Source organism: Streptomyces sp. RLA123 (genome assembly GCF_056270165.1).
In genome coordinates, this window is sequence record NZ_JBWDOR010000003.1 from 7660418 (window position 1) to 7684148 (window position 23731).

At 71.3% G+C, this 23731-nt stretch carries 21 protein-coding genes and 1 pseudogene; 12 read left to right on the forward strand and 10 right to left on the reverse strand.

Going from position 1 to position 23731, the window contains the following annotated elements; translation table 11 throughout:
• Positions 1-46: 46 nt before the first annotated feature.
• On the reverse strand, positions 47-271 hold the full coding sequence (locus RV983_RS35070) for a hypothetical protein (protein ID WP_475989749.1): 225 nt from the start codon (positions 269-271) through the stop codon (positions 47-49).
• A gap of 112 nt (positions 272-383) precedes the next feature.
• Positions 384-1037, reverse strand: coding sequence for an FMN-dependent NADH-azoreductase (locus RV983_RS35075; protein ID WP_475989750.1), 654 nt, complete (start codon positions 1035-1037; stop codon positions 384-386).
• Between the two features lie 240 nt (positions 1038-1277).
• Here RV983_RS35075 and RV983_RS35080 point away from each other — a divergent pair, with 240 nt between their 5' ends.
• Positions 1278-1688 (forward strand): winged helix-turn-helix transcriptional regulator, encoded by a 411-nt coding sequence (locus tag RV983_RS35080; protein ID WP_475989751.1) that lies wholly within the window; start codon positions 1278-1280, stop codon positions 1686-1688.
• 197 nt (positions 1689-1885) lie between these two features.
• Here RV983_RS35080 and RV983_RS35085 read toward each other — a convergent pair whose 3' ends face one another.
• From RV983_RS35085 to RV983_RS35105, 5 genes are all read right to left on the reverse strand, one after another.
• Positions 1886-2251: a nitrile hydratase accessory protein gene (locus RV983_RS35085; protein WP_475989752.1), complete on the reverse strand. Its 366-nt coding sequence runs from the start codon at positions 2249-2251 to the stop codon at positions 1886-1888.
• Positions 2248-2844, reverse strand: coding sequence for a nitrile hydratase subunit alpha (nthA, locus tag RV983_RS35090; RefSeq protein WP_475989753.1), 597 nt, complete (start codon positions 2842-2844; stop codon positions 2248-2250). Before nthA ends, RV983_RS35085 begins: the two co-directional genes overlap by 4 nt.
• Positions 2841-3512 carry a nitrile hydratase subunit beta gene (nthB, locus tag RV983_RS35095; protein WP_475989754.1) on the reverse strand — a complete coding sequence of 224 codons (672 nt, stop codon included), beginning with the start codon at positions 3510-3512 and terminating at the stop codon, positions 2841-2843. Before nthB ends, nthA begins: the two co-directional genes overlap by 4 nt.
• A gap of 71 nt (positions 3513-3583) precedes the next feature.
• The gene (locus RV983_RS35100; protein WP_475990545.1) at positions 3584-6460 is read right to left on the reverse strand and encodes a SpoIIE family protein phosphatase; all 2877 of its coding nucleotides are present in this window, start codon (positions 6458-6460) and stop codon (positions 3584-3586) included.
• Between the two features lie 260 nt (positions 6461-6720).
• Positions 6721-8166, reverse strand: coding sequence for a WGR domain-containing protein (locus tag RV983_RS35105; protein ID WP_475989755.1), 1446 nt, complete (start codon positions 8164-8166; stop codon positions 6721-6723).
• 305 nt (positions 8167-8471) lie between these two features.
• Between RV983_RS35105 and RV983_RS35110 the strand changes: the two are divergent.
• The 7 genes and pseudogenes from RV983_RS35110 (at position 8472) to RV983_RS35140 (ending at position 15022) form a co-directional block, all read left to right on the forward strand.
• Positions 8472-9220: pseudogene (locus tag RV983_RS35110) on the forward strand (transposase family protein).
• Positions 9221-9313: 93 nt separating this feature from the next.
• Positions 9314-10726, forward strand: a complete 1413-nt coding sequence (locus tag RV983_RS35115; RefSeq protein ID WP_475989756.1) for an APC family permease — start codon at positions 9314-9316, stop codon at positions 10724-10726.
• Positions 10723-11742 carry an acetamidase/formamidase family protein gene (locus tag RV983_RS35120; RefSeq protein WP_475989757.1) on the forward strand — a complete coding sequence of 340 codons (1020 nt, stop codon included), beginning with the start codon at positions 10723-10725 and terminating at the stop codon, positions 11740-11742. Before RV983_RS35115 ends, RV983_RS35120 begins: the two co-directional genes overlap by 4 nt.
• Before the next feature lie 123 nt (positions 11743-11865).
• On the forward strand, positions 11866-12960 hold the full coding sequence (locus RV983_RS35125) for a PP2C family protein-serine/threonine phosphatase (RefSeq protein ID WP_475989758.1): 1095 nt from the start codon (positions 11866-11868) through the stop codon (positions 12958-12960).
• A gap of 161 nt (positions 12961-13121) precedes the next feature.
• Positions 13122-13946, forward strand: coding sequence for an LLM class F420-dependent oxidoreductase (locus tag RV983_RS35130; protein ID WP_475989759.1), 825 nt, complete (start codon positions 13122-13124; stop codon positions 13944-13946).
• Between the two features lie 28 nt (positions 13947-13974).
• Positions 13975-14403: a TIGR03668 family PPOX class F420-dependent oxidoreductase gene (locus RV983_RS35135; RefSeq protein ID WP_475989760.1), complete on the forward strand. Its 429-nt coding sequence runs from the start codon at positions 13975-13977 to the stop codon at positions 14401-14403.
• 304 nt (positions 14404-14707) lie between these two features.
• A complete protein-coding gene (locus RV983_RS35140) occupies positions 14708-15022 on the forward strand; it encodes a GNAT family N-acetyltransferase (RefSeq protein WP_475990546.1) in 315 nt (104 codons plus the stop codon).
• 37 nt (positions 15023-15059) lie between these two features.
• On the opposite strand, the gene RV983_RS35145 is transcribed toward RV983_RS35140, so the two are convergent.
• From RV983_RS35145 to RV983_RS35155, 3 genes are all read right to left on the reverse strand, one after another.
• Positions 15060-15569 carry a winged helix-turn-helix transcriptional regulator gene (locus RV983_RS35145; RefSeq protein ID WP_475989761.1) on the reverse strand — a complete coding sequence of 170 codons (510 nt, stop codon included), beginning with the start codon at positions 15567-15569 and terminating at the stop codon, positions 15060-15062.
• Between the two features lie 208 nt (positions 15570-15777).
• Positions 15778-18237, reverse strand: coding sequence for a glycoside hydrolase family 32 protein (locus tag RV983_RS35150; protein ID WP_475989762.1), 2460 nt, complete (start codon positions 18235-18237; stop codon positions 15778-15780).
• Positions 18238-18338: 101 nt separating this feature from the next.
• Complete coding sequence (locus RV983_RS35155) at positions 18339-19385, reverse strand: carbohydrate kinase family protein (protein ID WP_475989763.1); 1047 nt, start codon at positions 19383-19385, stop codon at positions 18339-18341.
• 261 nt (positions 19386-19646) lie between these two features.
• Here RV983_RS35155 and RV983_RS35160 point away from each other — a divergent pair, with 261 nt between their 5' ends.
• From RV983_RS35160 to RV983_RS35175, 4 genes are read left to right on the forward strand one after another with little or no spacing between them, the layout of a single operon-like run.
• On the forward strand, positions 19647-20648 hold the full coding sequence (locus tag RV983_RS35160; protein ID WP_475989764.1) for a substrate-binding domain-containing protein: 1002 nt from the start codon (positions 19647-19649) through the stop codon (positions 20646-20648).
• A 5-nt stretch (positions 20649-20653) separates the two neighbouring features.
• Positions 20654-21649 carry an ABC transporter permease gene (locus RV983_RS35165; RefSeq protein ID WP_475989765.1) on the forward strand — a complete coding sequence of 332 codons (996 nt, stop codon included), beginning with the start codon at positions 20654-20656 and terminating at the stop codon, positions 21647-21649.
• Positions 21646-22560: an ATP-binding cassette domain-containing protein gene (locus tag RV983_RS35170; RefSeq protein WP_475989766.1), complete on the forward strand. Its 915-nt coding sequence runs from the start codon at positions 21646-21648 to the stop codon at positions 22558-22560. Before RV983_RS35165 ends, RV983_RS35170 begins: the two co-directional genes overlap by 4 nt.
• A 48-nt stretch (positions 22561-22608) precedes the next feature.
• Entirely contained in the window at positions 22609-23637 is a 1029-nt protein-coding gene (locus RV983_RS35175; RefSeq protein ID WP_475989767.1) for a LacI family DNA-binding transcriptional regulator, read from the forward strand.
• The last annotated feature ends 94 nt before the right edge of the window (positions 23638-23731 follow it).

Sequence of the window (23731 nt, forward strand, 5' to 3'; positions counted from 1 at the left end):
GGAATCCTGTTCCGGGCGGGAGCGCCGTCGTCGTCGTGGCGGGCCGTCACGGCCTGCGCGGCCGGGCCTCGCGGATGTGGCGGGCGCGCAGGAGGAACGCGAGGAAGAGCCCGGCCAGGAAGTCGTCCGGCATACCGGCCAGGACCCTGTCCGGTGCGGTGCCCGTGGAGCGTGCGATGTGCTCCACGAGCCGCGCCAGGTCTTCGGTGGCGCTCTCCTGGATGCTCGCCGGGCCGGCGCTGTCGTCGCTGGTGCGGCTGCTGACCGTCATGGTGTTCCTTCCTCCGAGCCCGCTGGCGGCCGACCGCCCTCTGGTGGCCGTCCGCCTCCTGGTGGCCGGCCGCGCCCGGCGCCGGGGTGGCGCCGGGCGCGGCTGCGGCGGATCAGCTCGCGGCGACGCGCAGTGCGATGTCCTTGCCCTTGGCCGCGGCGTCCTCCAGGGCCCTGGTCCAGGACGCCTCGGCCAGGGGGACGAGTTCACTCATGGCCGGGTTGGCCGACGCCGCGGTCAGCTCGGGGACGATGAAGTCGACGTCCAGGCCCATGTACTCGCCGAGGATGGCGCGCAGGTAGTTCTGCACGTACTCGGACGAGGCCCGGGGGGTGCCCGGCGCATAGGAGCCGCCGCGGCTGGCGACGACGGTGACCGGGAGGTTCTTGACGCTGGAGTCGTCGCCCGTGGTGCGGCCGACCAGGAGCACGTGGTCGATCCAGCTCTTGAGCGTCGAGGGGATCGTGAAGTTGTACATCGGGGCGCCGATGAGGACGGCGTCGGCGCGCTCCAGTTCCTCGATCAGCTCCAGGCGTCCGGCCAGCGCCGCCACCTGGTCGGGCGTGCGGGCCTCGGCGTCGACCAGAACCGCGGAGAACGCGGGCAGACCGAAGTGGGGCAGCGGGTCCGCGGCGAGGTCGCGGTGGATCACGGTGCCGTCGGGATGCTGGGCCCGCCAGGCGTCGCGGAATGTCCGGGCCACGGTTCGGGACGCGGAGTCCGTACCGGGGTGAAGGGAGGAATCGAGGTGGAGCAGGGTTGCCATGGTCTCTTCCGGGGGGTGGAGGGGCGGTCATGGGGCTCCGCCGGCATCGGCGGGTCGTGCGTGGACACCGGACGCCACCGGCTCGGGGCCGAGTGGTGTTCAGGGCCTCTGATCAGCGGATTCCGCCCCTGGGCGGTACTCGCCGCGGGGCGTCGCGGCGTCCGTGATCGGTCATGCCTCCACGGTCGGTCAGGGGCCTGCCCCGGAACAAAGAAAGGATTAGGTGCTAATCTTGGGTAAGTGGAAGCGAGTACCCCGTCCCCCCGGCGGCCGCGCGAGGCCCGCGGCATCGACGACAACAGCTGCCCGAACCTGCAGGGCGCCCTGGAGCTCGTAGGGCGTCGCTGGACGGGCGGGATCCTGGAGGCCGCGTCGCAGGGGGCCCGGCGCTTCGGCGAGTACCGGGCCATGGTCACCGGCATCTCCGACCGCCTGCTCGCACAGCGGCTGAAGGAGCTGGCGGCCGAGGGGCTCATCGAGCGCACGGTGGTGCCGACCACTCCCGTGCAGATTCGCTACAGTCTCGCGCCCGACGGCCGGACGCTCGTGCAGGCCCTGCAACCCCTGGCGGTGTGGAGCGCCCGGCGCCTCGGCCAGGTGGACCAGGCGCCCGTCCGGCGCCGCGGAGGGTCCACGGGCGGCTCCGAGTGACGGCCGTTCGGCGGGCACGGCCCCGGTGCGGCGAGTCCGCACCGCACAACCGGCCGGCCGTACTGCGATATCCGACGGTGCGTCTGTCGTGGAGACGCGCTGACGCCCAACCGTCCCGCGGACTCTGACGCGCGGGTCAACAGGCCACGCGCGTCACCCTCCGGGCCGGAGGCGCGTCCGCCGGCCCGGGGCGAGGGTCAGTGCGGGTGCGGGTGGTCGTGCCCGTGGCGGTGATCGTGGCCGGGTGGGCGTCGGTCCAGGGCCCGTGCGCGGGCGGTGACCTCGTCGGCGGACACCGTGCCCTGGCCCGCGAGCACGTCCTCCAGGGCGCCCAGCCAGTGCTGGTAGTAGTTCCACGGTTCGCCGTCCCCGTCGTGTGCGGCCTCCCAGACCGCGATCCGGGTGATCAGCGCCGCCTGGAACCGCGGCCAGGTGAAGGCGCCCGCCTCGTACAGGCTGACGGCCATGCCGAAGGCGCGGCTCTCCCACGGCTCGGCGAACGCCAACTCCCCGTTGGAGCGCGGCGGGGCCGCCGGACCCTCGGCGTCCAGTGGGGCGGTCACGGGGTCCTCGCCTTGGCCACGCCGACCATGGCGTCCCGGGTGACCAGCGGTACGAGCTGTTCCTCGGAGAGGTGCCCGGTCCCGGCGGGACGCTCGGGCAGCACCAGCCAGCGCACCTCGCTGGTGGAGTCGCGCACGGTGATGCGTACGTCGTCGTCCAGGTCGAGGCCCATCTCGGACAGCACCACGCGCGGCTCCTTGACCACGCGGGCGCGGTAGGCCGGGTCCTTGTACCAGCTCGGCGGGAGACCGAGCACCGGCCACGGGTAGCACGAACACAGCGTGCATACCACGACGTTGTGGGTGGCCGGGGTGTTCTCGACGACGACGATGTGCTCGCCCTGCGGCCCCGTGAACCCCAGCTCCCCGATGGCGCTGGTCCCGTCGTCGAGCAGCCGGAGCCGGTACTCCGGGTCGGTCCACGCCCTGGCGACGACCTTGGCGCCGTTCAGCGGGCCGACGTTGGTCTCGTACTCGGTGATGAGTCCGTCCATCACCTTCGGGTCGATCAGGCCCCGCTCGGTGAGCAACTGCTCCAGGGCCTCGGCGCGCAGCGCCACGGGTGGGCGCACGCCCGTTCCGCCGGTGGTCATGAAGGAGTCTCCAGGTAGCTCTCGTACAACTCGGCAGTGACCATGAAGGGTTCGGACCCGGAGCCCCACAGCTCGCGGGAGTCGAAGCGGACCGAGTACACGTGCTCGGGATTCTCACCCTTGAAGTGGGCGTTGGTGTCCGGCAGTACGGCGGCGGGCCGGACCGCCTCGACGATGCCGGCATGCCCCCGCACATAGCCCGGCATCCTTGTGTGCCCGGGTGGCGAGATGTCCCTGGCGCGTACGCGCTCGCCCACGGCGAAGGCGGGTGCGGCCTCCACGGTGCGTATCCAGCCGGGGGCGGTCGGCGCGCGGCCGGGTCTGGCGTGCTCCGGGACCGGCGGCTCCGCTGTGTGCTCGCCGCGCAGGTTGCGGGCCCGGGCATCGAGCGCGCCCGGTGCGAGGAAGGCCGTCTCGGTGAGCATCAGCTCAGCGCCGTTGAGCCAGCGCCCGTAGTAGCCGTCGTCCAGGTAGGCCGACCGGTCCAGCCGCTCGACCGTGTGGCGGAACGCGTCGGCGTTGAGGCCGCCGCAGGCGACCCGGATCGAGAGCATCCCCAGCGCGAAGGCCCGGCCCTCCCATGGCTCGGCGAAGACCGGTTCGTCGCCGCGTGGCGGACGGACACGGCCCCAGCCGTCCGTACCGCCCATGTCGGCGATCCCCTCCATGGCACCACCTCTCGCACCTCTGCAGCAACAGACATATCCATACAAAGTCTATTCTGTGACCTCCCGGATGCTCAGGCGAGGGGCGGTACGGCGTCCACGTCGAACGCCTCCAGGGGCGAGGCGGCGGCGCCGGTGCCCGGCACCTGCTGCGCCGTCCAGATGCACTTGCCGTTCGAGGTGTAGCGGGTGCCCCATCGCTGGGAGAGCGAGGCGACGAGCTGCAGCCCCCGGCCGCCCTCGTCCATCTCGGACGGATGCCGGATGCGGGGCATGGTCAGGCTGCCGTCGGCGACCTCGCAGATCAGCTCCGTGTCCCGCAGCAGCCGTAGCCGCATCGGCCCCTTCGCGTGCCGGACGACGTTGCCGATCAGCTCGCTGGCGAGCAGCTCCGTCGTCGCCGTCAGCTCGTCCAGCTCCCAGCTCGCCAACTGCTCCCGGACGAGTCCGCGGGCGAGCGCGGCCGCCTGCGGGTCCTGGGGGAGCGGCCAGGAGGCCATCCGGTCCGCCGGGAGGGCGTGCATGCGGGCGATGAGCAGGGCGATGTCGTCGGTGGTGGTCCGCCCGGCGGGGAGCAGGTTGGTGATCACGGTGTCGCAGAGCCGGTCCAGGTCCTCGCCGTCCGAGCTGCGCAGCAGGTGGGCGAGATCGGACAGGCCCTGGTCGATCTCCCGCTCGGCCGACTCGACCAGACCGTCGGTGAACAGCACCAGGAGGCTCTCCCGCGGGATGTCCAGCTCGACGGTCTCGAACGGCGGCTCCGCCGCGCCCAGGGGAGGATTCGGGGCCGCCTCGGGGAAGTGGACCGTACCGTCGGGATGGACGACGGCCGGCGGCGGATGCCCGGCGCGGGTGATGCTGCACGATCCGGTGGTGGAGTCGTAGAGCGCGTACAGGCAGGTGGCGTAGGAGTCCTCGCCGAGCCCGCTGACGATGTCGTTGAGGTGGCTCATGATCTCGTCGGGAGGCAGTTCGAGGCCGGCGAGCGTGTGGACGGCCGTGCGCAGCCGGCCCATGGTCACGGCCTCTGACAGGCCGTGGCCCATCACGTCGCCGATCACGAGCGCGACCCGGCCGGCGGAGAGCGGAATGACGTCGTACCAGTCGCCCCCGACGTCCACGCCCTGCTCCGTCGGCAGATAGCGGGCGGCGAGCGAGCACGACTGCAGAGCGGGCAGCTGCTGGGGGAGCAGGGCGCTCTGCAGCTCCCGGGACCGGGTGTGCTCGGCGTCGTAGAGCCGCGCGCGTTCCAGGGCGTGGGCCACCAGGGCGCTGATGGTGCTCAGCAGGGTGCGTTCCTCGTCGGTGAGGCGGCGGGGCCCGTCGAAGGCGACCACGCAGATCCCGAAGGTGAACCCGGAGGCGATCAGCGGCAGGAAGGCCCACGACTGCTTCCCGATCATGCGCGGACGGTCGGCCATGCCGGGGTAGCGCTCCGCGTACTCCTCGGCCGAGGAGATGAACAGCGGTTCGTTGGTGGCCAGCATCTGCCATCCCGGGTCCTGCGCAGCCCGCGGACGGCCCTCGATGCCGTCCAGGAAGGGCCGCGGATACCCGACGGAGCCCACGGTGTAGATGCGGTCGCCCTCGATCGCCTGGACGAGCAGACCGGTGGCACCGAACGGCGGCAGCACCCGCTGGGCCACCGCGTCCACCACGTCACGGGACGTGGTCGCCGCGGCGAGGGCGGCGGTGAGTTCGGCGATCCGCGCCGAGCGCTCGGCGGAGGCCCGTTCCGAGGCGACCCGCTCGGCCTCGCGCCGACGGTGGTCGGTGACGTCGGTGAAGTAGAGGGTGACGCCGTCGGGGACCGGCACGAGCCGCAGGTGGAAGCAGGACCCCGTGTCCGGTATCGCCACGTCGAAACTGGTGGGCACCGCCTCGGCGGCGGCCTCCCGGCAGCGCGCCTCCAGGCCGGGTATCTGCCGCAATGACGGCAGCGTCCACAGCACGCGGTCGAAGAGCTCCTCCTCGGGGGAGCCCAGCATGTCCTCCGCCACGAGGTTGACGAACGTGATGCGCCAGTCGTCGTCCACGGAGAGGAACCCGTCGCTCATGTGCCGCAGGGCACGGCTGAGCGCGGCACGCGCCGAGCGGGAGTCGCTGCTCTCCCACGCCGTGCCGATCATCCGGTAGGGCTCGCCCATGTCGTCGAGCACCACCTTGGCGCGGGTCTCGGTCCACGCGTAAGCACCGTCGGGACGCCGCACGCGGTACTCGGCCTCGAACACTCCCCGGTTGCGGATGGCCGTCTCGGCGGCGGCCAGCGTCCACGGCAGATCGTCGGGGTGGACCACCTTCATCCAGCTCTCGACCTTGGGCACGAAATCGGCCGGGTCGGTGCCGTAGACGGCCATGGCCGCGTCGTCCCAGGCCAGGTCGCCGGTGCGGATGTTCCAGTCCCATGTGCCCACCTCGACCGCCTTGAGGGCCTGCCGCAGGCCGGTGCCGCTGGGGTCCTCGTGCGTGGGGCGGGCGGGAGGCGGGGACTGGCCCATGCGTTCCTGCGCCCAGACGGCCACCGCGGCCAGGAACTCCCACTGCTCCCGTGTGGGCTCCCCCTCCGCACCGGTGACGATGGTGAGCGATCCGACCGGGATCTCCCCGTCCGACAGGGGTACGGCCGCCAGGCCTGTACCGGGCCACGCCCTCGTTCCGGGCGGCTGCGCGCTCCCGGCGGCCCCGTGCCGGGCCCACAGCCCGCCGTCCCGGTCCAGGACACGGGCCGGCACGGCCGCACTGTCCTGATCGATGATCTCCCAGTGCCGCACGAGGGCCGGGGACAGCCCGACGGTCGAGACCAGGCGCAGCGCGGACATGGGCCCGCGCAGGTGGACCGTTCCGCCCAGCCCGCCCAGCCCGGCCACCGCCTGCTGGATCGCGAGCCGGAGCACCTCGCCTTCCGTAATGCCCTTTTCCACGGCGGAGAGCAGTGCCAATCGGTCGTTCACCATGTAAATGTACATTTCTGGCGGAAACCTGGCAGGTGAGGACAGGGGCATCGGCCGCCTGACCGGTTTCGCGGGGCGGTGCGGCCGTCGGCCGGCCTCGATCCGGCGCTCCCGGCCTGTGGCGCGATGGTCCCTGCGGCCGTGGGTCCGGGGCGATCTTCCGGGCGGTGGGCCGGCGGAGCACCCGCGTCGAACTCCGCGCCGCCGACCATGGTCGAAGCGCTGCCGGCACCCCCGCGTGACCGGACCCCGCGGGCCGCTCAGAGGAGGCGCTTGATGTCCCCGCGGGCGCGGTAGAAGCCGCCGCGGGTGGAGGCCAGGACCTCGGTGACCACGTAGCGGGCGCCGACGACACGCATGTCCTTGGGGAACTGCACGCGCCAAGCCGGGTCGTAGCCCGGGGAGACCACGCGTATGCGGGTGCGCGAACCTTCCCCGAGGCATTCGACCACCACGCCGTCCCCGGGAGCGGCCGGCGCGACGTGGACGGTGGCGAGCTCCCGCGCGGGTGTGACCCGTTTCCATCCGGCGGCCTTGACGTCCGCGGTCTGCGGCAGCCGGCCGCCCTCCGCCTCGCGCACCGCGCTCTCGCTCGCGTCGATGCAGGCCAGCGAGCCGTCGGTGGTGACGACGTAGAGACGCTCGTCGCGATACTGCATGGAGAAGGCCGAGCCACAGCCGGTGCCGAGCTTCCACAGCCGCGTGCCGTCCGCGGCGAAGCAGTAGATGGACGAGGTGTTGTCGCCGGCGAAGACGTAGCGGCCGTCGGGCGAGGTGGCGCAGGAGAAGACGGCGGCGTCACAGCGGTACCGGGCGCGCTCGGCACCGTCGGCCTTGGCGAGCCGGTGGACCCAGCCGCGGCCCGTGCCGGCGAACACCTCGTCCGCCTCCTGCCACCCGAACAGCACCGGACCCTGCGTGGCGACCGACCAGAGCGGCGCACCGTCGCGGGCTCCGTACATCGCCACGCCGCGTGAGCCGCCGTGGAAGACACCCCGGTCGTCGCAGCGGATCATCCAGGCGCTGTCGCCCGCGCCCGCACGCCGCCACTGGAACTCGTCCTCGTGGTCGACCGTGGTGACACCGCCGCGGGCGTCGGACACCCCGAGGAGCCCGTCGTGGATGTCGAGCCAGTAGATGTCGACGTCCTCGGCGATCTCGTAGGCGATGTGCGGCACTTTGCCGCTCAGGTCGTAGACGCGGCCGTCGTCGCAGCCCGCGTAGATCCAGAAGTCGTCGGCGACGATGCACTTCACGCCGTCGGGCAGCCCGAAGCGTCCGGTCACCTGCCCGTCGTGGGTGAGGGTGAAGACGTCGCCGCGCTGATTGCCGATCCAGACGCGGTCCTCGCCGACGAAGATGCCGAAGGCCGCGGCGCCGGAGGAGAACCGCCACAGGACGGCGGCCTGACGCGCCGTCGAACGGCTGCTGGCTATCTCGCGGCGGGTGACCGCGCGCCGCTGCCGGACGCCCTGCACCGCCGGCGTATATCCCTTGCGTACCTTCTCGCCCACCTTGCGCGCCGCGGCGGCCGACGCCTTGTCCATGGTCGGGTAGGTGGCCGAACGCGTCTGGCCCTGTTCGCCGATCCGTCCGAAGGTGATGGTCACCTCGGTGCCCAAGTGCCGCACCTCGTAGAACTTGTGGGCGCTGCCGCCCTCCTCGGAGAGTTCGAGGTAGGTGGTGGAGTCGGTGGTCACGGGCATGGCTGACCCTTCTTCGTGCGCAGCGCAGGGGAGCGGCGGACCGGAGTGCCCGTCAGGCGGGCGCGGCCCTCTCGATTGCCAGGACTCTAGGGCGGGGCACTGACAACGGCCGCGACGTCGTGCCCGGCGACCTCGGCCGCTCCGGCCGCCCGGGTCCCCGCCATCACCCGGAATCATTGAGCCTTTTCAGCGGGGCCACCGATCGGGTGACGGCCCACTGGTTGGAGACCGGTGCGAAACGGACGAGGCTCCTCGACGGTTGAGCGAGATGTCTGACGTCTCAACTCTTCTGCCGGGGAGCCCCGTTGGTTACGTATCCTGCCGCACTGGACCTGCCTCACGCGCTGGTTGAGTGGGTGACGATGCTGATCGTCACCCAGGAGGGTGTCCGCCGTTGCAAGCTCCGGCCCTCGCAGCGGGCCCTGGTCGCGCTGGTCTACCTGCGCAAGCACGACACCCTCGCGCAGATCGCGGCCGGCTTCCGGATCAGCGTCGGCACCGCCCACGCCTACGTGCACGCGGTCATCGATCTCCTGGCCCATCGCGCACCAGGCCTGACCAGTGCCCTGCGCGAGGCGGACGCGGAGTACGTGCTGGTGGACGGGACCCTCGCCGAGTGCGACCGGGTCGGCGACCAACGCGCCGACTACTCCGGCAAGCACCGCCGCCACGGCGTGAACCTGCAGGTCATCACCGACCCACAAGGCGAGATCGTGTGGATCTCCCGAGCGCTGCCCGGCCGCACCCACGACCTGACCGCGGCCCGCACCCACCGCATCGTTGCCACCTGCGTCCGCCTCGGCATCCCCGCCCTGGCGGATCTGGCCTACCTCGGCGCCGGCGGCACCTTCGCCACGCAGACCAGACGCCCGCCCCGCAAGGAGCTCACCACCCGGCAAAGATCGCTGAACCGGGCCACGCCCGGCTCCGTTATCCCGTCGAACGCGGTATGGCCACCCTCAAACGCTGGCGCATTTTCCGTCACGCCCGCTGCAGCCCCAACCGCCTGTCGTCAGCAGCCAAAGCCATCCTCACCCTTGAGAAGCAACGCTGAAAAGGCTCCTTCTGTCGCAGGCGTTCCCCTGTCCCCGGCGCGCGCCCTAAGATCACCCCGCCAGTCACGGACCGCGGCCGCCGGGGAGGCGACGTGAGCGACAGCGCACAGGGTGGGGAAAGACTCGAGACATACGGCTACACCCAGCAGTTGGCGAGGTCACTGGGCTTCTGGGACCTGGTGGTCTACGGCCTGGTCTTCATGGTGCCGATCGCGCCGTTCGGCATCTTCGGCGGGGTCTTCCAGGGTGCGGGCGGCATGGTCGCCCTCGCCTACGCCGTCGGCATGCTGGCCATGATGTTCACCGCGCACTCCTACGCGCAGATGTCGCGGGCCTTCCCGATGGCAGGGTCGGTGTACTCCTACGCGGGGCGGGGGATCGGCGCTCCGTTCGGCTTCCTGTCCGGCTGGATGATCCTGCTCGACTACATCCTGGTGCCGGCGCTGCTCTACCTGGTCGCCGCGGTCGCGATGAACTCGCTGGTCGCCTCGGTGCCGGTGTGGCTCTGGCTGATCGGCTTCGTGGTGCTGAACACCGCCGTGAACTGGTTCGGCATCGAGATGACGGCCAGGATCAACAAGATCATGCTCGCGGCCGAACTGGTCGTGCTCGCGATCTTCCTGGTCGTGGGCGTCGTCGCGGTCGCCCAGGGCAAGGGCAACGGCTTCAGTTTCCACGCCTTCTACGACGCCCACACCTTCTCCTGGTCCCTCGTCTTCGGGGCGGTGTCGATCGCGGTGCTCAGCTTCCTCGGCTTCGACGGGATCTCCACCCTCGCCGAGGAGAACCGCGACTCCGCCAAGGCGATCGGCCGGTCGATGGTCGCCGCGCTGCTGCTCGCCGGAGTGCTGTTCATCGTGCAGACCTGGCTCGCGGCGATGCTCGTGCCCCATCCGCAGACGCTGATCGGCGACGGCGACCCGGACGGCACCGCCTTCTACGACGCCGCCCGCGTGGCCGGGGGCGCCTGGCTGGGGACGCTGAGCGCACTGGCCACCGCCATCGCCTGGGGCTTCGCCAACTCCCTGGTCGCCCAGGCGGCCACCTCCCGGCTGCTCTTCGCGATGGCCCGTGACCGGCAGCTGCCCGGTTTCCTCGCCAGGATCGACGCCCGCCGCCGGGTCCCGGCCAATGCCACCTTCCTCGTCGCGCTGGTCTCACTGGGGCTGGGGCTGTACATGAACTCCCGCACGGACGGCATCACTCTGCTCAGCTCCCTGGTCAACTTCGGTGCCATGACGGCCTTCCTGGTGCTCCATGTCTCCGTCGTCGTCCACTACGTCGTCCGACGCGGGAGCCGAGACTGGTGGCGCCACCTGATCGCACCCGCGATAGGCTTCGCGATCCTCACCTACGTCGTGATCAACGCCAAGGTCGCCGCCCAGCGGCTCGGCTTCCTCTGGCTGGCGATCGGCGTGGTCCTGCTGATCGGCCTGCTCGTCGCGGGCCGCCGTCCCGAACTCCCCAACGAGAACTCCGCGGCCGAGGAGGCCGGACACGCATGAGTGACATCGACGTCGTGACGCTCCACCCGTCCCCCGAGCAGTACGCCTACACCTTCGGCGGCCGCGAGCCGCTGCTGCGGGTGCGCCCGGGAACGATCGTGGAGCTCTTCACCGAGGACTGCTTCGGCGGCCGGGTCCGGGGGACGGAGGACCTCCCGAGCACGGTGTGCGAGTTCCCGTACCTCAACCCCGTCACCGGACCGGTCCACGTCGAGGGGGCCGAGCCGGGCGACACCCTGGCCGTGCACTTCGTCGACATCGCGCCCGCCCGGGACTGGGCGGTGTCCACCACCTTCCCGCACTTCGGCGCGCTGACCACGACCCACTCCACGGCGATGCTCCACGACCCGCTCCAGGAGGTGGTCTGGCGGTACGGCATCGATCGTGACCGCAACAGCTGCCGGTTCCAGGCCCGGTTCTCCGACCACACCGTCGACCTGCCGCTGGACCCGATGCACGGCACCGTCGGCGTCGCGCCGGCGGCCGGCGAGGTCATCATGAGCATCACCCCCGGAGCGCACGGCGGGAACATGGACACCCCCGAGATGCGCGCCGGCACCACTGTCTACCTCGGCGTCAACGTGCCCGGGGCGCAGCTGTCGATCGGCGACGGCCATGCCCGGCAGGGGGAGGGCGAGGTCTGCGGCACCGCCGTGGAGGCCGCGATGCACACCGTGGTCGTGATCGACCTGATCAAGGGCGGCGCCCCCGCCTGGCCGCGGCTGGAGGACGATTGCTTCCTGATGTCGACCGGATCGGCGCGCCCGCTGGAGGACGCCTACCGGATCAGTCAGCACGACCTGGTCGGCTGGACGGCGTCCCTCACCGGCCTGCACCAGCTCGACGCGTACCAGCTGGTCAGCCAGGCCGGACTGGCGCCGATCGGCAATGTGGTGGACACCAACTACACCGTGGTCGCCAAGCTCCCCAAGACCGTCCTGGACGGTGCCCCCGCCTATGACGGCCTGCACCGCGCGCTGCGCGAGAAGGGGCTGGAGTACCTCCGCCGACGCTGAGCGCCCGGAAAGGCCCCTGCCTCCGGGGTGTGCGATTCACCCCGGAGAGGGCCAGGGGTGGCTGACGGGGCGGCGGCCGGGGAATCTGGGGTGACAGTCGCGGGACGGACCCTGGGAGGACGCGTGGGGAGGGCGGACACATGGGGCCCCGACAGCCACGCGGACGTGGCCCCGTACATCCGGGTGCTCCCGCTGGCGCTCCTGGTCTGCGGCGTCGTGACGGAATACCTCACCCCCGCCCGGTACACCGGCACGGCGTTCTTCTCCGTCGCCCCGATGCTCGCCGCACTCGTGATGTCGATGAACGGGACCATCCTGGTGGGCCTGGGGACCATCGTCGCGGAGGTGGTGGTCATCGCTCGCTACCGCTATCTGTCCACGCTCGGCGGCATGAGCGAGTTACTGTCGGTCGCGGTGGTCGCGGTGGTGGCCGTCTCGGTCAACCGGGTGCTGTACGCCCGGGAGGTGCGGCTGCGGTCCGCCCGTTCGATTGCCGCGACCGTGCAGCGGGCGGTGCTGCCGGAACCGCCCAGCCGAGCGGGCCCGCTGCGGATCGCCGCACGCTACGAGGCGGCGGACGAGGTGGCCGGCATCGGCGGGGACCTGTACGCGGTGCAGGACACCCCGCGGGGGCTCCTCTGCGTCGTCGGTGACGTCCGGGGCAAGGGCATGGACGCGGTCGAGGCGGCGACGCTGGTGCTCGGCATCTTCCGGATGGCCGCCGGGGAGGAGGCGACGCTCGCGGCGGTGGCCGCGCAGATGCACCGCGCTCTGTGCCGGGAGATCGTGCGGCGAGGACGGCTGGACGGGCTGGAGTGGTTCGCCACGGCGGTGCTGGCGGAGTTCCCCAGGGGCACGCGGGAGGTGCTGCTGGTCAATCTCGGCCATCCGGCGCCGGTACTGCTGACGGACGGCGGGGTGCGGTCCGCCGATCCGTCACGGTACGCCATGCCCTTGGGCGTCGGACTGGACAAGGGGCCCGTGGTGGTCGACAGATTGCCGTTCCCGGCCGGCTCGACGCTGCTGCTGTGCACCGACGGCGTCACCGAGGCCCGCGACAACCGCGGCGGCTTCTACGACCCGGTGACCCGGCTGGCAGGGGTCGGTTTCGGCGAGCCGGAGGAGCTGCTGGGAGCGCTGGTGACCGATGTGTACCGGCACGTGGGCGGACCGCGCAACGACGACATGGCGCTGCTCGCGGTCACGTCCGACGGATGACGGCCGGCGGTCCCCACCGGTACCGGGCGGCGGGGGCCCCGGCCCGGCGGGTGGCGCACGATGCTCCTGTCGGGTGGTCGTGCGCTCGGGGAGAGCCCGGACGGGTAGTCAGAAGGTCGGTGACAGCAGTCACTCGTTCCCTTCAAGCCGACGGAGTCGTCGTGAAATTCGGAGTGTCGACCTTCATCACCGATCAGGGCATCCGCCCGGCCCCGCTCGGAGCCGCGCTGGAGGAGCGCGCGTTCGACTCGCTGTTCATCGCGGAGCACAGCCACATCCCGGTCAAGCGCGAGTCGCCCTATCCGCCCGGTGGCGAGCTGCCGGAGGTGTACTACCGCACGCTCGACCCGTTCGTCGCCCTCGCCGTGATCGCCGCGGTCACCGAGCGCCTGCTGCTGGGCACCGGCATCGCGCTGATCCCGCAACGCGACCCCTTCCACACGGCCAAGGAGGTCGCCACGCTCGACCTGGTGTCCGGCGGCAGGGCGGTCTTCGGCGTCGGCGTCGGATGGAACCGCGAGGAGATGCGCGACCACGGCGCCGATCCCGCCACGCGGGGCCGGCTCACCGACGAAAGGCTGCGCGCCATCCGTGAGTTGTGGACCGCGGAGCAGGCGGAGTTCCATGGCGAGTTCGTGGACTTCGACCCGGCGTTCGCCTGGCCCAAGCCCGTGCAGCGCCCGCATCCGCCGATCTACGTGGGCGGCGGTGAGGGTGCCTTCCGCCGCGTCGCCGAATTCGGTGACGCGTGGCTGGCCAACGCCATGCCGCCGGACAGGATGGCCGCGGCCCTGGAGAAGCTGCGCTCCGTCGCGGGGCGGCCGGTACCGGTGACGGTCTACGGGTTGCCCGACGACCCCGCGCAGGTCGAGGCCTGCATGGGTCTGGGCGTGGAGCGGGTGCTGCTCAACCTGCCGACGCTCCCCGAGCGGGACACGCTCACGCACCTGGACCGGCTGGCCGAGTTCGCCGGCCGGTACCGGTGAGCACCGGGAACCGGCGCAGGGCCGCCCGGTGCCCTCTCTGACGGGCACGCAGGCGCGCGAGCGGTTCGCCGCGGCACGTGTGGCCCGCCTGGCCACGGCCGACGCGGCGGGCCACCCGCACCTGGTTCCCGTGGTGTTCGCCGTCGACGGTGACTCGGTGACCTTGGCGGTGGACCACAAACCCAAGCGGACGACGCGGCTGAAGCGCCTGTCCAACATCGCCGCCAACCCGTCGGTCTGCCTCCTGGCCGACCACTATGACGAGGATTGGGACCTGCTGTGGTGGGCGCGTGCCGACGGCGAGGCCCGTGTCCTCCCGCCGCCCGGGGCCTCGCCCGAGGCGGCCCGCCGGGTCGCCCTGCTGACCGCCAGGTACGGGCAGTACACCGACCGCCCGCCCGGCGGGCCGGTCGTCGCGATCTCGGTGCACCGCTGGACGGGCTGGAGCGCCGTCTGACCTTTGGCCGCACGAGCGCCGGCCGGTCCGCCGGGCGGGGTCCCTCGGGCGGCCGTTCCGCGGCCGGCATGATCGCAGGCCCAGGCTCCCGTCGTATGCTGGCGCGGCCCGGCCCACCCCTCCCTGCGTTGGCGGTTGTCCATGAACGACGGTTCCCGATCGGGGATGCCCCACCGGTCCGCACGCGTCCGCACCCGGTCCGCCGCCCCGTCCGACCTGCCGCGCATCTTCCTCTGGGAACGGCTCTACATGCGCTCCGTCGAGCCCGCGAACGAGCCGGAGTGGACGGAGGCGATCGACCGCCATCTGGAACTGTGGCTGTCCTGCCTCGAGCGGACTGATCCTGGAGGCCGACTCAGAGGCCTGCGGCTCGATGATGTGGATGCCCTCGGACAAGGGTGCGCTCCTGGTGGGCATCCATGTCGCTGCCGGCTACCGGCGCCGCGGGTTCGGCGGCCTTCTGCTCGACGCGTTCGCCGCGCAGGCACGGGCGGCGGGCTGCGACGCACTGACCCTCGGGGTCTTCGACGGCAATCCCGCCCTGCACTTGTACGAGAGCCGCGGCTACCGGCGCACGGGCCGGGACGGCGACTACCTCCTGCTCAGCCGCCCGGTGTGACAGGACCCGCGCCGCGGCGCCGCTCGGCGGCCCCGCCTCAGGCGTCCGCCTGGCGCTGCCGGTCCAGTTCGGTGTAGCGGGCGCGCATCAGGTCACCGGCGGCCGGGCCGGCGGTGAACACGAAGGACTCGCTGTCGTCGAGCCTGCGGCCGGTCCGGGCGTCCACCATCACGGGCTCGGCCTCCTCGCCCGTCTCCGCGTCGACCAGGATCATGCTGCGCTCCTCCGGCGCGAGGTGTCGGTTGCCCCACGCGGCCAGGGCGACGACCACGGGCCGCAGGGTCCGGCCGCGCTCGGTCAGTACGTACTCGTGACGAACGGGGTTGGTCTGGTAGGGGCGCCGCTCCAGCAGGCCGTCGGCCACCAGCGTCTTCAGGCGGGTGGTGAGCATGCTGGTGGAGATGTTCATGCTCTTCTGGAACTGGTCGAAGCGCGTGTAGCCGTCGAAGGCGTCGTGGAGGATCAGCAGCGTCCACCACTCCCCGACGTGCTGCACCGTCGTCGACAGCGGACATTCGCGGTCCTCCAGCCGGATCCGGCTCGCCATGGCGCCACACTCTCCCGAGTCACTGCTAAGGTGAAAGTTACGTACTTCCATTTTAGCAGTGACTGGAGGTGGGCCGTGCCCTGCGCAGGATGAGGCCCGCCGGCCAGGATTCCGCGCAGGACGTAGACAACACCCCATGCGGCACAGGGTGCGGGAAACCCGGGGCCGGCCCGCCGGCGGCCCCGGGTTCCGCTGATGTGGCGATCCGTCAGCTGACGGTGAGGTTCTGCGCGACGGTGTTCGCCGCGAAGGAGTTCACCCCGAACAGGCCGCTTTTGTAGGCGTCGTCCGTGGCGTCGATGATGGGATCGGCGCCGTTCCCGAACCAGACGCGGATGCGGTTGCCGTCGGTCCGCACCTTCAGGTGGTAGGTACGGCCCTCGGTGATCGCCGTGGCGTAGGTCGCGATGTCCCGGCCCGGACGCCACAGTTTGACCACACCGGTACTGGTGTCGATGTTCGCCGTGTAGCCGGCGCCGTCACTCCCGGCCCGGAAGGTCAGGCCGGTCGCCTGCCCGTTGGTGACGGACAGGTCGCCCTCGTAGGTGAAGTCGCCGCCCGTGCGGTCGCTGAGGTAGAAGCCGTTCTGGGGTGCGCTGCCGCGCAGCCCGGCCGCGGTGACCGTCCAGGTGCCCCCGCGCGGGGTCCACCGCCCGCTGGGGAAGACGGAGAAGCCGCTCTGTCCGGTGTTGAGGTTCTGCACCGTCGCGGTCCCGTCGAAGGTGTTCACCCCGAACAGGCCGGAGGCGTAGGTGTTGTCGGTGGCGTCGATGACGGGGTCCGCGCCGTTGTCGACCCAGACGCGGATGCGGGCGCCGTCCGTCTGCACCTTCAGGTGGTAGGTGCGGCCCGCGCTGACCGGCAGCGCGCGGACGGCGATGTCCTTGCCCGGGCGCCACAGCTTCACCAGACCGCTGGTGTCGAGCGTCGCCGTGTATCCGGCGCCCGAGGCGTTCGCGCGGAAGGTCAGGCCCCCGGCGCGCGCGGTGTCCAGGGTGATGTCGCCCTGGTAGACGGCGTCGCCGCCGCTGCTCGCGCTCATGTAGAAGCCGTCACCACTGGTGGAGACCCGCTTGCCGCCGCTGACGTCGCTCCAGGCGCCGCCCGCGGCGTGCCAGGGGCCCTTCAGATTGCTCAGGAGGGTGGACTGGGCCGTCCCCCAGCTGGTGTTCAGGCGGGTGAAGGTCGCGTTGTCCAGTTTCACCTTGCCGCCGACGGCGAAGAGCCGGATGCCCTGACTGTCGGCCGCGGAGTCGAAGTCGACGTTGTCGGACAGCGAGTACAGCCCGCCGTCCGCGAAGATCTCCAGCTGGCCCCGGTCCACCAGGAGCCGCATGGTGACCTTGCCGTCCCTCGGCTTCAGCGGCTTGCCCTGCAGGGTCTGCTTCTCGGTGTCGTAGACCACGCTGCGGTCGGCGGTCCCGTCACTGCGGCTGTGCAGGTCGAAGCCGAACCGGGTCGCGGTCGAGTTCTTCACGTCGAACTGGGCGTTGATCTCGTAGGTGTCGGCCTTGATGTCCTCGAAGGGGTTGTCGGCCGCCTTGGGCTCCTTGCCCGGCTTGGGCTCCTTGGGCGCCTTGACCGTGTCGTTCTTCCAGGTCTCGGTCTGCGAGGCGAGCGAGGACAGCTCGGTGACCGGTGTACGGGTGATGCGCGGCCCGTCCGGGGTGCTGACCAGGCCAAGGGTGGCCGGGAACGTCGCGTTGCCGGTCCACGTGCTGCCGCGGTTCCCGCCCTGCCAGGCCATCTGCACCGTGCGCCCGTCAGGGGTGTTGGTGAACGTCTCGGCGGCGTAGAAGGTGCCGCCCGCGTACGTGGTCCCCAGGTCCATCTGCTGTGGCTGGGTCCAGTCGGTGCGGAAGGTCGTGCCGTCGAAGGTGCCGACGACGTACTGGCTGGACGCGGAGGTCATGACCCACCGCTGCTGGTTGCTCTTGCCGTCCAGCGGCAGCGGGTAGAAGTCGGGGCACTCGAAGAGCCAGGGCGCCTGGTAGCGGCTGGCGAGGGTCCACTTCAGAAGGTTCGGCGAGGTGTAGATGTTCACGCCGTTGCCGCCCTGGTTGGACCAGACGACCATGGTCCAGCGGTGGCGTTCCGCGTCCCAGATCACCTTCGGGTCGCGGCTCTCGTCGGGGATCTCGATCTGCTTGCGGCCCTTGTCGTACGCCTGGAAGGTCTGGCCGTTGTCGTTGCTGTAGAAGATGCTCACGCCGTCGGTGTTGGAGAACACCACGATCGGGTCGAGAGCGCCGGTCTTCAGGCCCGAGGTGTTGTCCTTGTCGACGACCCCGCCTCCGGAGAAGAGCGTGCCGGGGTGCACGCCGGGCTCCAGGGCGACCGGCTTCTGCGTCCAGTGGACCAGGTCGGGGCTGGTGGCGTGGCCCCAGTGCATGGTGTCCCAGGCCAGACCGTGCGGATTGTGCTGGTAGAAGAAGTGGTAGAGGCCGTTCGCGTAGACCAGGCCGTTCGGGTCGTTCATCCAACCCGACTGCGAGCTGAAGTGGAACTGGCCGCGGAAGGGCTCGCTGTACGTGGTCGGCGGATAGGGGAACTCGGGGTAGTCCGAGACGGTCCCGGCGACCGCGGGCGTGTTCGGCAGGAGGGCGACCAGGCCCGCGATCAGGGCGAGCAGCGGGGCGGCCAGCAGGGCCCCGACTCTTCGACGCATGGGAACCAGCTCTCTCGACGTCGCTTGTGAATGTCATCGTTGAGACATGTCATCGTTGACATCCGATCGATGACAGATGATGGGCCCCGGCCGAGGGATCGTCAACGCCCCGGACGAGAAAGGTCGCGGTCCCCGGCACGTTCGGGGGGTGTGTCCTTCCCGCCCTGGAGCAGCGTGATCTGATGGGCCCACGGCGGGTTGGGACCGGCTACGGCGCAGGTCAGCGCCGCCACGCGGACCGCGAACGCGCAGGCAGCCGCGACGTCGGCCAGCCGCAGACGCTCCAGCCGGCCGCTCAGGAGGTCCTGCTCGCCGAGGTGGTGGAGCAGCCCCGCGGTGAACGAGTCTCCCGCCCCGACGGTGTCGACGACCGCCGTGGGCACGCCGGGCACGGAGACGGTCCGGCCGTCGAGCGACGCGAAGGCGCCGTGTGCGCCACGCGTGATCACCACCAGCCGCGCTCCCGCCGCGTGGAGACCGTCGCACGCCGCCTCCACCCCGGTGTCCGGGACCAGGACGCGCAGGTCGTCCTCGCTCAGCCGCAGGATGTCCGCCACCGCGCACCAGCTCGGCAACCGGCGCCGGTAGACCGCCGGATCGACCAGCGCGGGACGGACGTTGGGATCGATGCTCACCGTGGCCCGCGATCGCGCCGTGCCGAGGAACTCCTCCAGCAGCGAACCCCCGGGTTCGCGGACCAGCGCGAGCGAGCCGGTGTGCACGCAGGCCGGGTCGCCCAGGCCGGCCCGGTCCAGTTCGTTCCGCGTCCACTGCCAGTCCGCGGTGCCCTCGGCGTGGAAGGTGTACGCGGCCTGACCGCCGGCGTCGATGTCGGCGACCGCGAGCGTGCTGGGCTCCGCCGCGGCCGGGGCATCCGTCAGATCCACGCCGGAGTCCAGGAGATGGGCGCGGAACAACCGCCCGAAGACGTCGCCGGACAGCCGCGCCAGCAGCCGGGTGGGCGTGCCGAGCCGGGCCAGCCCGACGGCGGTGTTGGCCGGCCCGCCGCCGGGCAGGGCGTGCAGGTGCAGGCCCTGGGCGGCGACGTCCGCGGGATCGTGCCCATCGGTGCGCGGCGGCCCGGACCGGGCGTCCGCGAAGACATCGGCGACGCACTCTCCCAGCACGGTGACCTGACGCGGCTGCATACGGAATTCCTCCAGGTGGGGTGCGGAATCGGCGGCCGGAGCCACCCCTGAATGCCGGGCGGTCCCCGGTCGCTGCGGTCCGACTGTTGCCAACTCGTGTCCTGCAAAGGGCATTGACGTTGCCGGAGCGGGAGTCCATCATCCTCCGCAGGCAGTGTCAACGATGACATATGTCAACGATGGCACTGCCCCGGCGTCGCAGTTAGCCGACGCCCGGCACGCATGGATGTCCCCCGCTCACGCTTCCCGTAGGAGTCACACATGTCCCGTAGAGCCCGTCCGGTTCTCGTCCTCGGCGCCGCCGGCCTCGCCCTGTCCCTCGCGGCGTGCGGGTCCGGTTCCGGCGGCAGCTCCCAGTCCGGGGGCAAGGTGAAGGTCGGCCTGATCACCAAGACCGACACGAATCCGTACTTCGTCAAGATGAAGCAGGGCGCCGAAGAGGCGGCCAAGAGCGAGAACATCGAACTGACCACCGCCGCAGGAAAGTTCGACGGCGACAACGCGGGCCAGGTCACCGCGCTGGAGAACATGGTGGCTGCCGGCGTCAAGGGCGTTCTGATCACCCCCAACGACTCCAAGGCCATCGTCCCCGCCATCGCCAAGGCGCGTGCCAAGGGCGTCCTGGTCATCGCGCTGGACACCCCGCCGGAGCCGCAGGACGCCGCCGACGCGCTGTTCGCCACCGACAACGTGAAGGCCGGCGAGCTGATCGGGGCGTACGCCAAGGTCGCGATGTCCGGCAAGCCGGTGAAGATCGCCACCCTGGACCTCGCCCCCGGTGTCTCCGTCGGAGTGCAGCGCCACGAGGGGTTCGTGAAGGGCTTCGGCATCGACGCCTCCGACCCCTCGATCGTCTGCTCCCAGGACACCGGCGGTGACCAGGCCAAGGGCCAGACCGCCATGGAGAACTGCCTGCAGAAGGCGCCGGACATCAACCTCGTCTACGCGATCAACGAGCCCGCCGCGCTCGGCGCGTACACGGCCATCAAGGCCAAGGGCCGCGAGAAGGACGTCATGATCGTCGCGATCGACGGCGGCTGCACCGGCGTCCAGGCGGTCAAGGACGGCAAGATCGCCGCCACGTCGCAGCAGTACCCGCTGAAGATGGCTGCCGACGGCGTCAAGGCGGTCGCCGCCTTCGCCAAGGACGGCAAGAAGACGAGCGGTTACACCGACACCGGCGTCACCTTGATCACGGACAAGCCGCAGGCCGGCGCGGACGCCAAGGACACCGGCTTCGGCCTCGAGAACTGCTGGGGCTGAGCACGTTGACCACCTCCACCACACTGCCCGTGGGCGCCGGCCAGTCGACCGCACTGCGGCGGCTGCTCACGGCGCCCGCGGCGGGCCCGTTCGCGGCCCTCGTCATCGCCTCGGTGTTCTTCTCGGTGTCGACCGACCAGTTCCTGTCCGGCGGCAACTTCTCGCTGATCCTCCAGCAGGTCATGGTGGTGGGCACGCTCGCCATCGGGCAGACGCTCATCATCCTCACGGCCGGCATCGACCTGTCCTGCGGCGCCGTGATGGCCTTCGGGGGCATCCTGATCGCCAAGCTCGCCGTCCAGGGGCCGCTGCCGCCGGTGCTCGCCATCGGGATCGGCATCCTGGCCTGCGGCGTCTTCGGCCTCGTCAACGGACTGCTGGTCCGGGCCGTGCCGCTGCCGCCGTTCATCGTGACGCTCGGCATGCTGAACGTCGCCTTCGCCCTGACCCACATCTACTCCGCCGAGCAGACGGTCACGGGCCTGCCCGGCCCGCTGACCGTGCTCGGCAAGACCTTCCCGCTCGGCCGGACCGACGTCACCTACGGATCCCTGGTCACGATCGCCCTCTTCCTCGGCTTCGCCTACGCGCTCAGCAGCACCGCCTGGGGGCGCCACGTCTACGCCCTCGGCAACAGCGCGGAGAGTGCCCGCCTCAGCGGCATCCGCGTCTCCCGCCTCACCGTCGGCGTCTACGCGGTGGCCGGCCTGGTCTACGGCGTCGCGGCGCTGCTGCTGGTGTCGCGGACCGGCGTCGGCGACCCCCAGGCCGGTCAGACCGACAACCTCGACAGCATCACCGCGGTCGTGCTCGGCGGTACCAGCCTGTTCGGCGGCCGCGGCACGGTGCTCGGCACATTCGTCGGCGTGCTGATCGTCGGCGTCTTCCGCAACGGCCTGCAGCTGATGGGCGTTTCGTCCGTCTACCAGACGCTGGTGACCGGCGTCCTCGTCATCCTCGCGGTGACCGTCGACCAGCTCTCGCGAAAGGGGACCCGATGACCGGCCCGGCCTCCTCCCACGACCCGGCGCCGGGCGCACCGGACACCGCCCCGTCCCCGTCCCCGTCGGCGAAGCCCGCACCGGGCGACGGCCCGGAACCGGTGCTCAGCGCACGCGGACTGGTCAAGCGCTACGGGCATGTCACGGCGATCGACGGCGCCGACTTCGACCTCATGCCCGGCGAGGTCCTGGCCGTCATCGGTGACAACGGCGCCGGAAAGACCAGCCTGATCAAGGCACTCACCGGCGCCCTGGTGCCGGACGCCGGCGAGATCCGGCTGCACGGCAGGCCGATCAGGTTCGGCGGACCCCAGGACGCGCGGACCCACGGCATCGAGACCGTGTACCAGGACCTCGCCGTCGCCGCGTCCATGGACATCGCCTCCAACATGTTCCTCGGCCGCGAGATCCGCCGCGCCGGCGTGCTCGGCTCGGTGTTCCGCATGCTCGACAAGAAGGCCATGCGCCGCGAGGCCGCGGCGCACATGGCCGCCCTCAAGGTCGGTGTCGGCTCGCTCTCGCAGTCGGTGGAGACGCTCTCCGGCGGTCAGCGGCAAGCCGTCGCGGTGGCCCGCGCGGCGGCCTGGGCCCGCAGCGTGGTGGTGATGGACGAGCCGACCGCCGCCTTGGGCGTGAAGGAGTCGGGGCAGGTCCTCGACCTCATCCGCCGGGTCCGGGACAAGGGCATCCCGGTGATCCTCATCAGCCACAACATGCCGCACGTCTTCGAGATCGCCGATCGCGTCCACGTCCACCGGCTCGGCAGGCGAGAGGCGGTGATCAAGCCCTCGGACTACTCCATGGCCGAAGTGGTGGCCATCATGACGGGAGCGCTGAGCGTGCGGGCGGACGGGGGTACGGTCGTGACGGACAGCGACGCGGCCTCGGCAGCCGGGGTGCGGGGGAGCTGACCGCGGTTCCGACATCCACGGGACCGACGTCCACAAAGAAGGTGGTTCATGACAGCGACCCGCAGACCGACCCTCGCCGATGTGGCCCGCGAGGTGGGCGTGAGCGCCAAGACGGTCTCCCGGGTCCTCAACGAGGACGGCCCCAGTTCCGCGGAGACGAGGAAGCGGGTACTGGAGGCCGTCGCCAAACTCGGCTTCCAGCCCAACCTGATGGCCAGGAGCATCCGGGTCGGCGGACCGGACACCACGGTGGGCCTGGTGGTGCCGGACGTCGGCAACCCGTTCTTCGGTGCCGTGGCGGGCGGCATCGAGGACGCCGTGCACAGCCGAGGACTGACCCTGCTCATGGGTTCGTCGGACGACGACCCGGAACGCGAACTCGCCCTGATCCGCACGTTCCTGGCGCGCCGGGTGAGTGTGCTCATGGTGGCGCCGGCCGTCGGAGCGGACCACACGTACCTCAAGGCACAGCGGTCCGCCGGAATGCCCGTCGTCTTCCTCGACCGGCCCGGCAACGGGCTCACCGCCGACACCGTCGTCAGCTCCAACCGCTTGGGCACCCACGAGGGCGTGACCCACCTGATGTCCCGCGGCCACCGCAGGATCGGCTTCATCGGCGACCTGCCGGCCCGGCTCTACACCCGCCGTGAACGGCTCGCCGGGTACCGTACGGCGCTCGTCGAGGCCGGCCTGCCGCACGACCGCGCCCTGGTCGCCGACGCCCACGACCCGGCCGGCGCGGCCGAGGCGACCGCCCGGCTGCTCGCGCTGCCCGACCCGCCCACCGCACTGCTCTCCGGCAACAACGTCATGACGATCGGGGTGTTGTCCGAACTCTCGCGCAGCCGCCGCAAGGACGTCGCGGTGGTCGCCTTCGACGACGTTCCGATGGCCGCGATCCTCGAACCCGCGCTCACCGTCGTCGCGCAGAACCCTGTGGCGATGGGGGAGATGGCGGGCGCCACCGCCGTGGAACGCCTGGAGGGCGACCGCTCCCGCGCCCGTACGATCATGGTCGAGACCCGGCTCGTCGCCCGCGGTTCCGGCGAACTCCCCGCACCGCGCCGCCCGGAGTGAACACGGGCACGCTCATGGAGGAGCTGCCTGTCCGTCTCCGGGCCATGGCCGGGGGTGTGGCCCGAAGACGGACGTTCCGCCCCGCGGGGCGGAG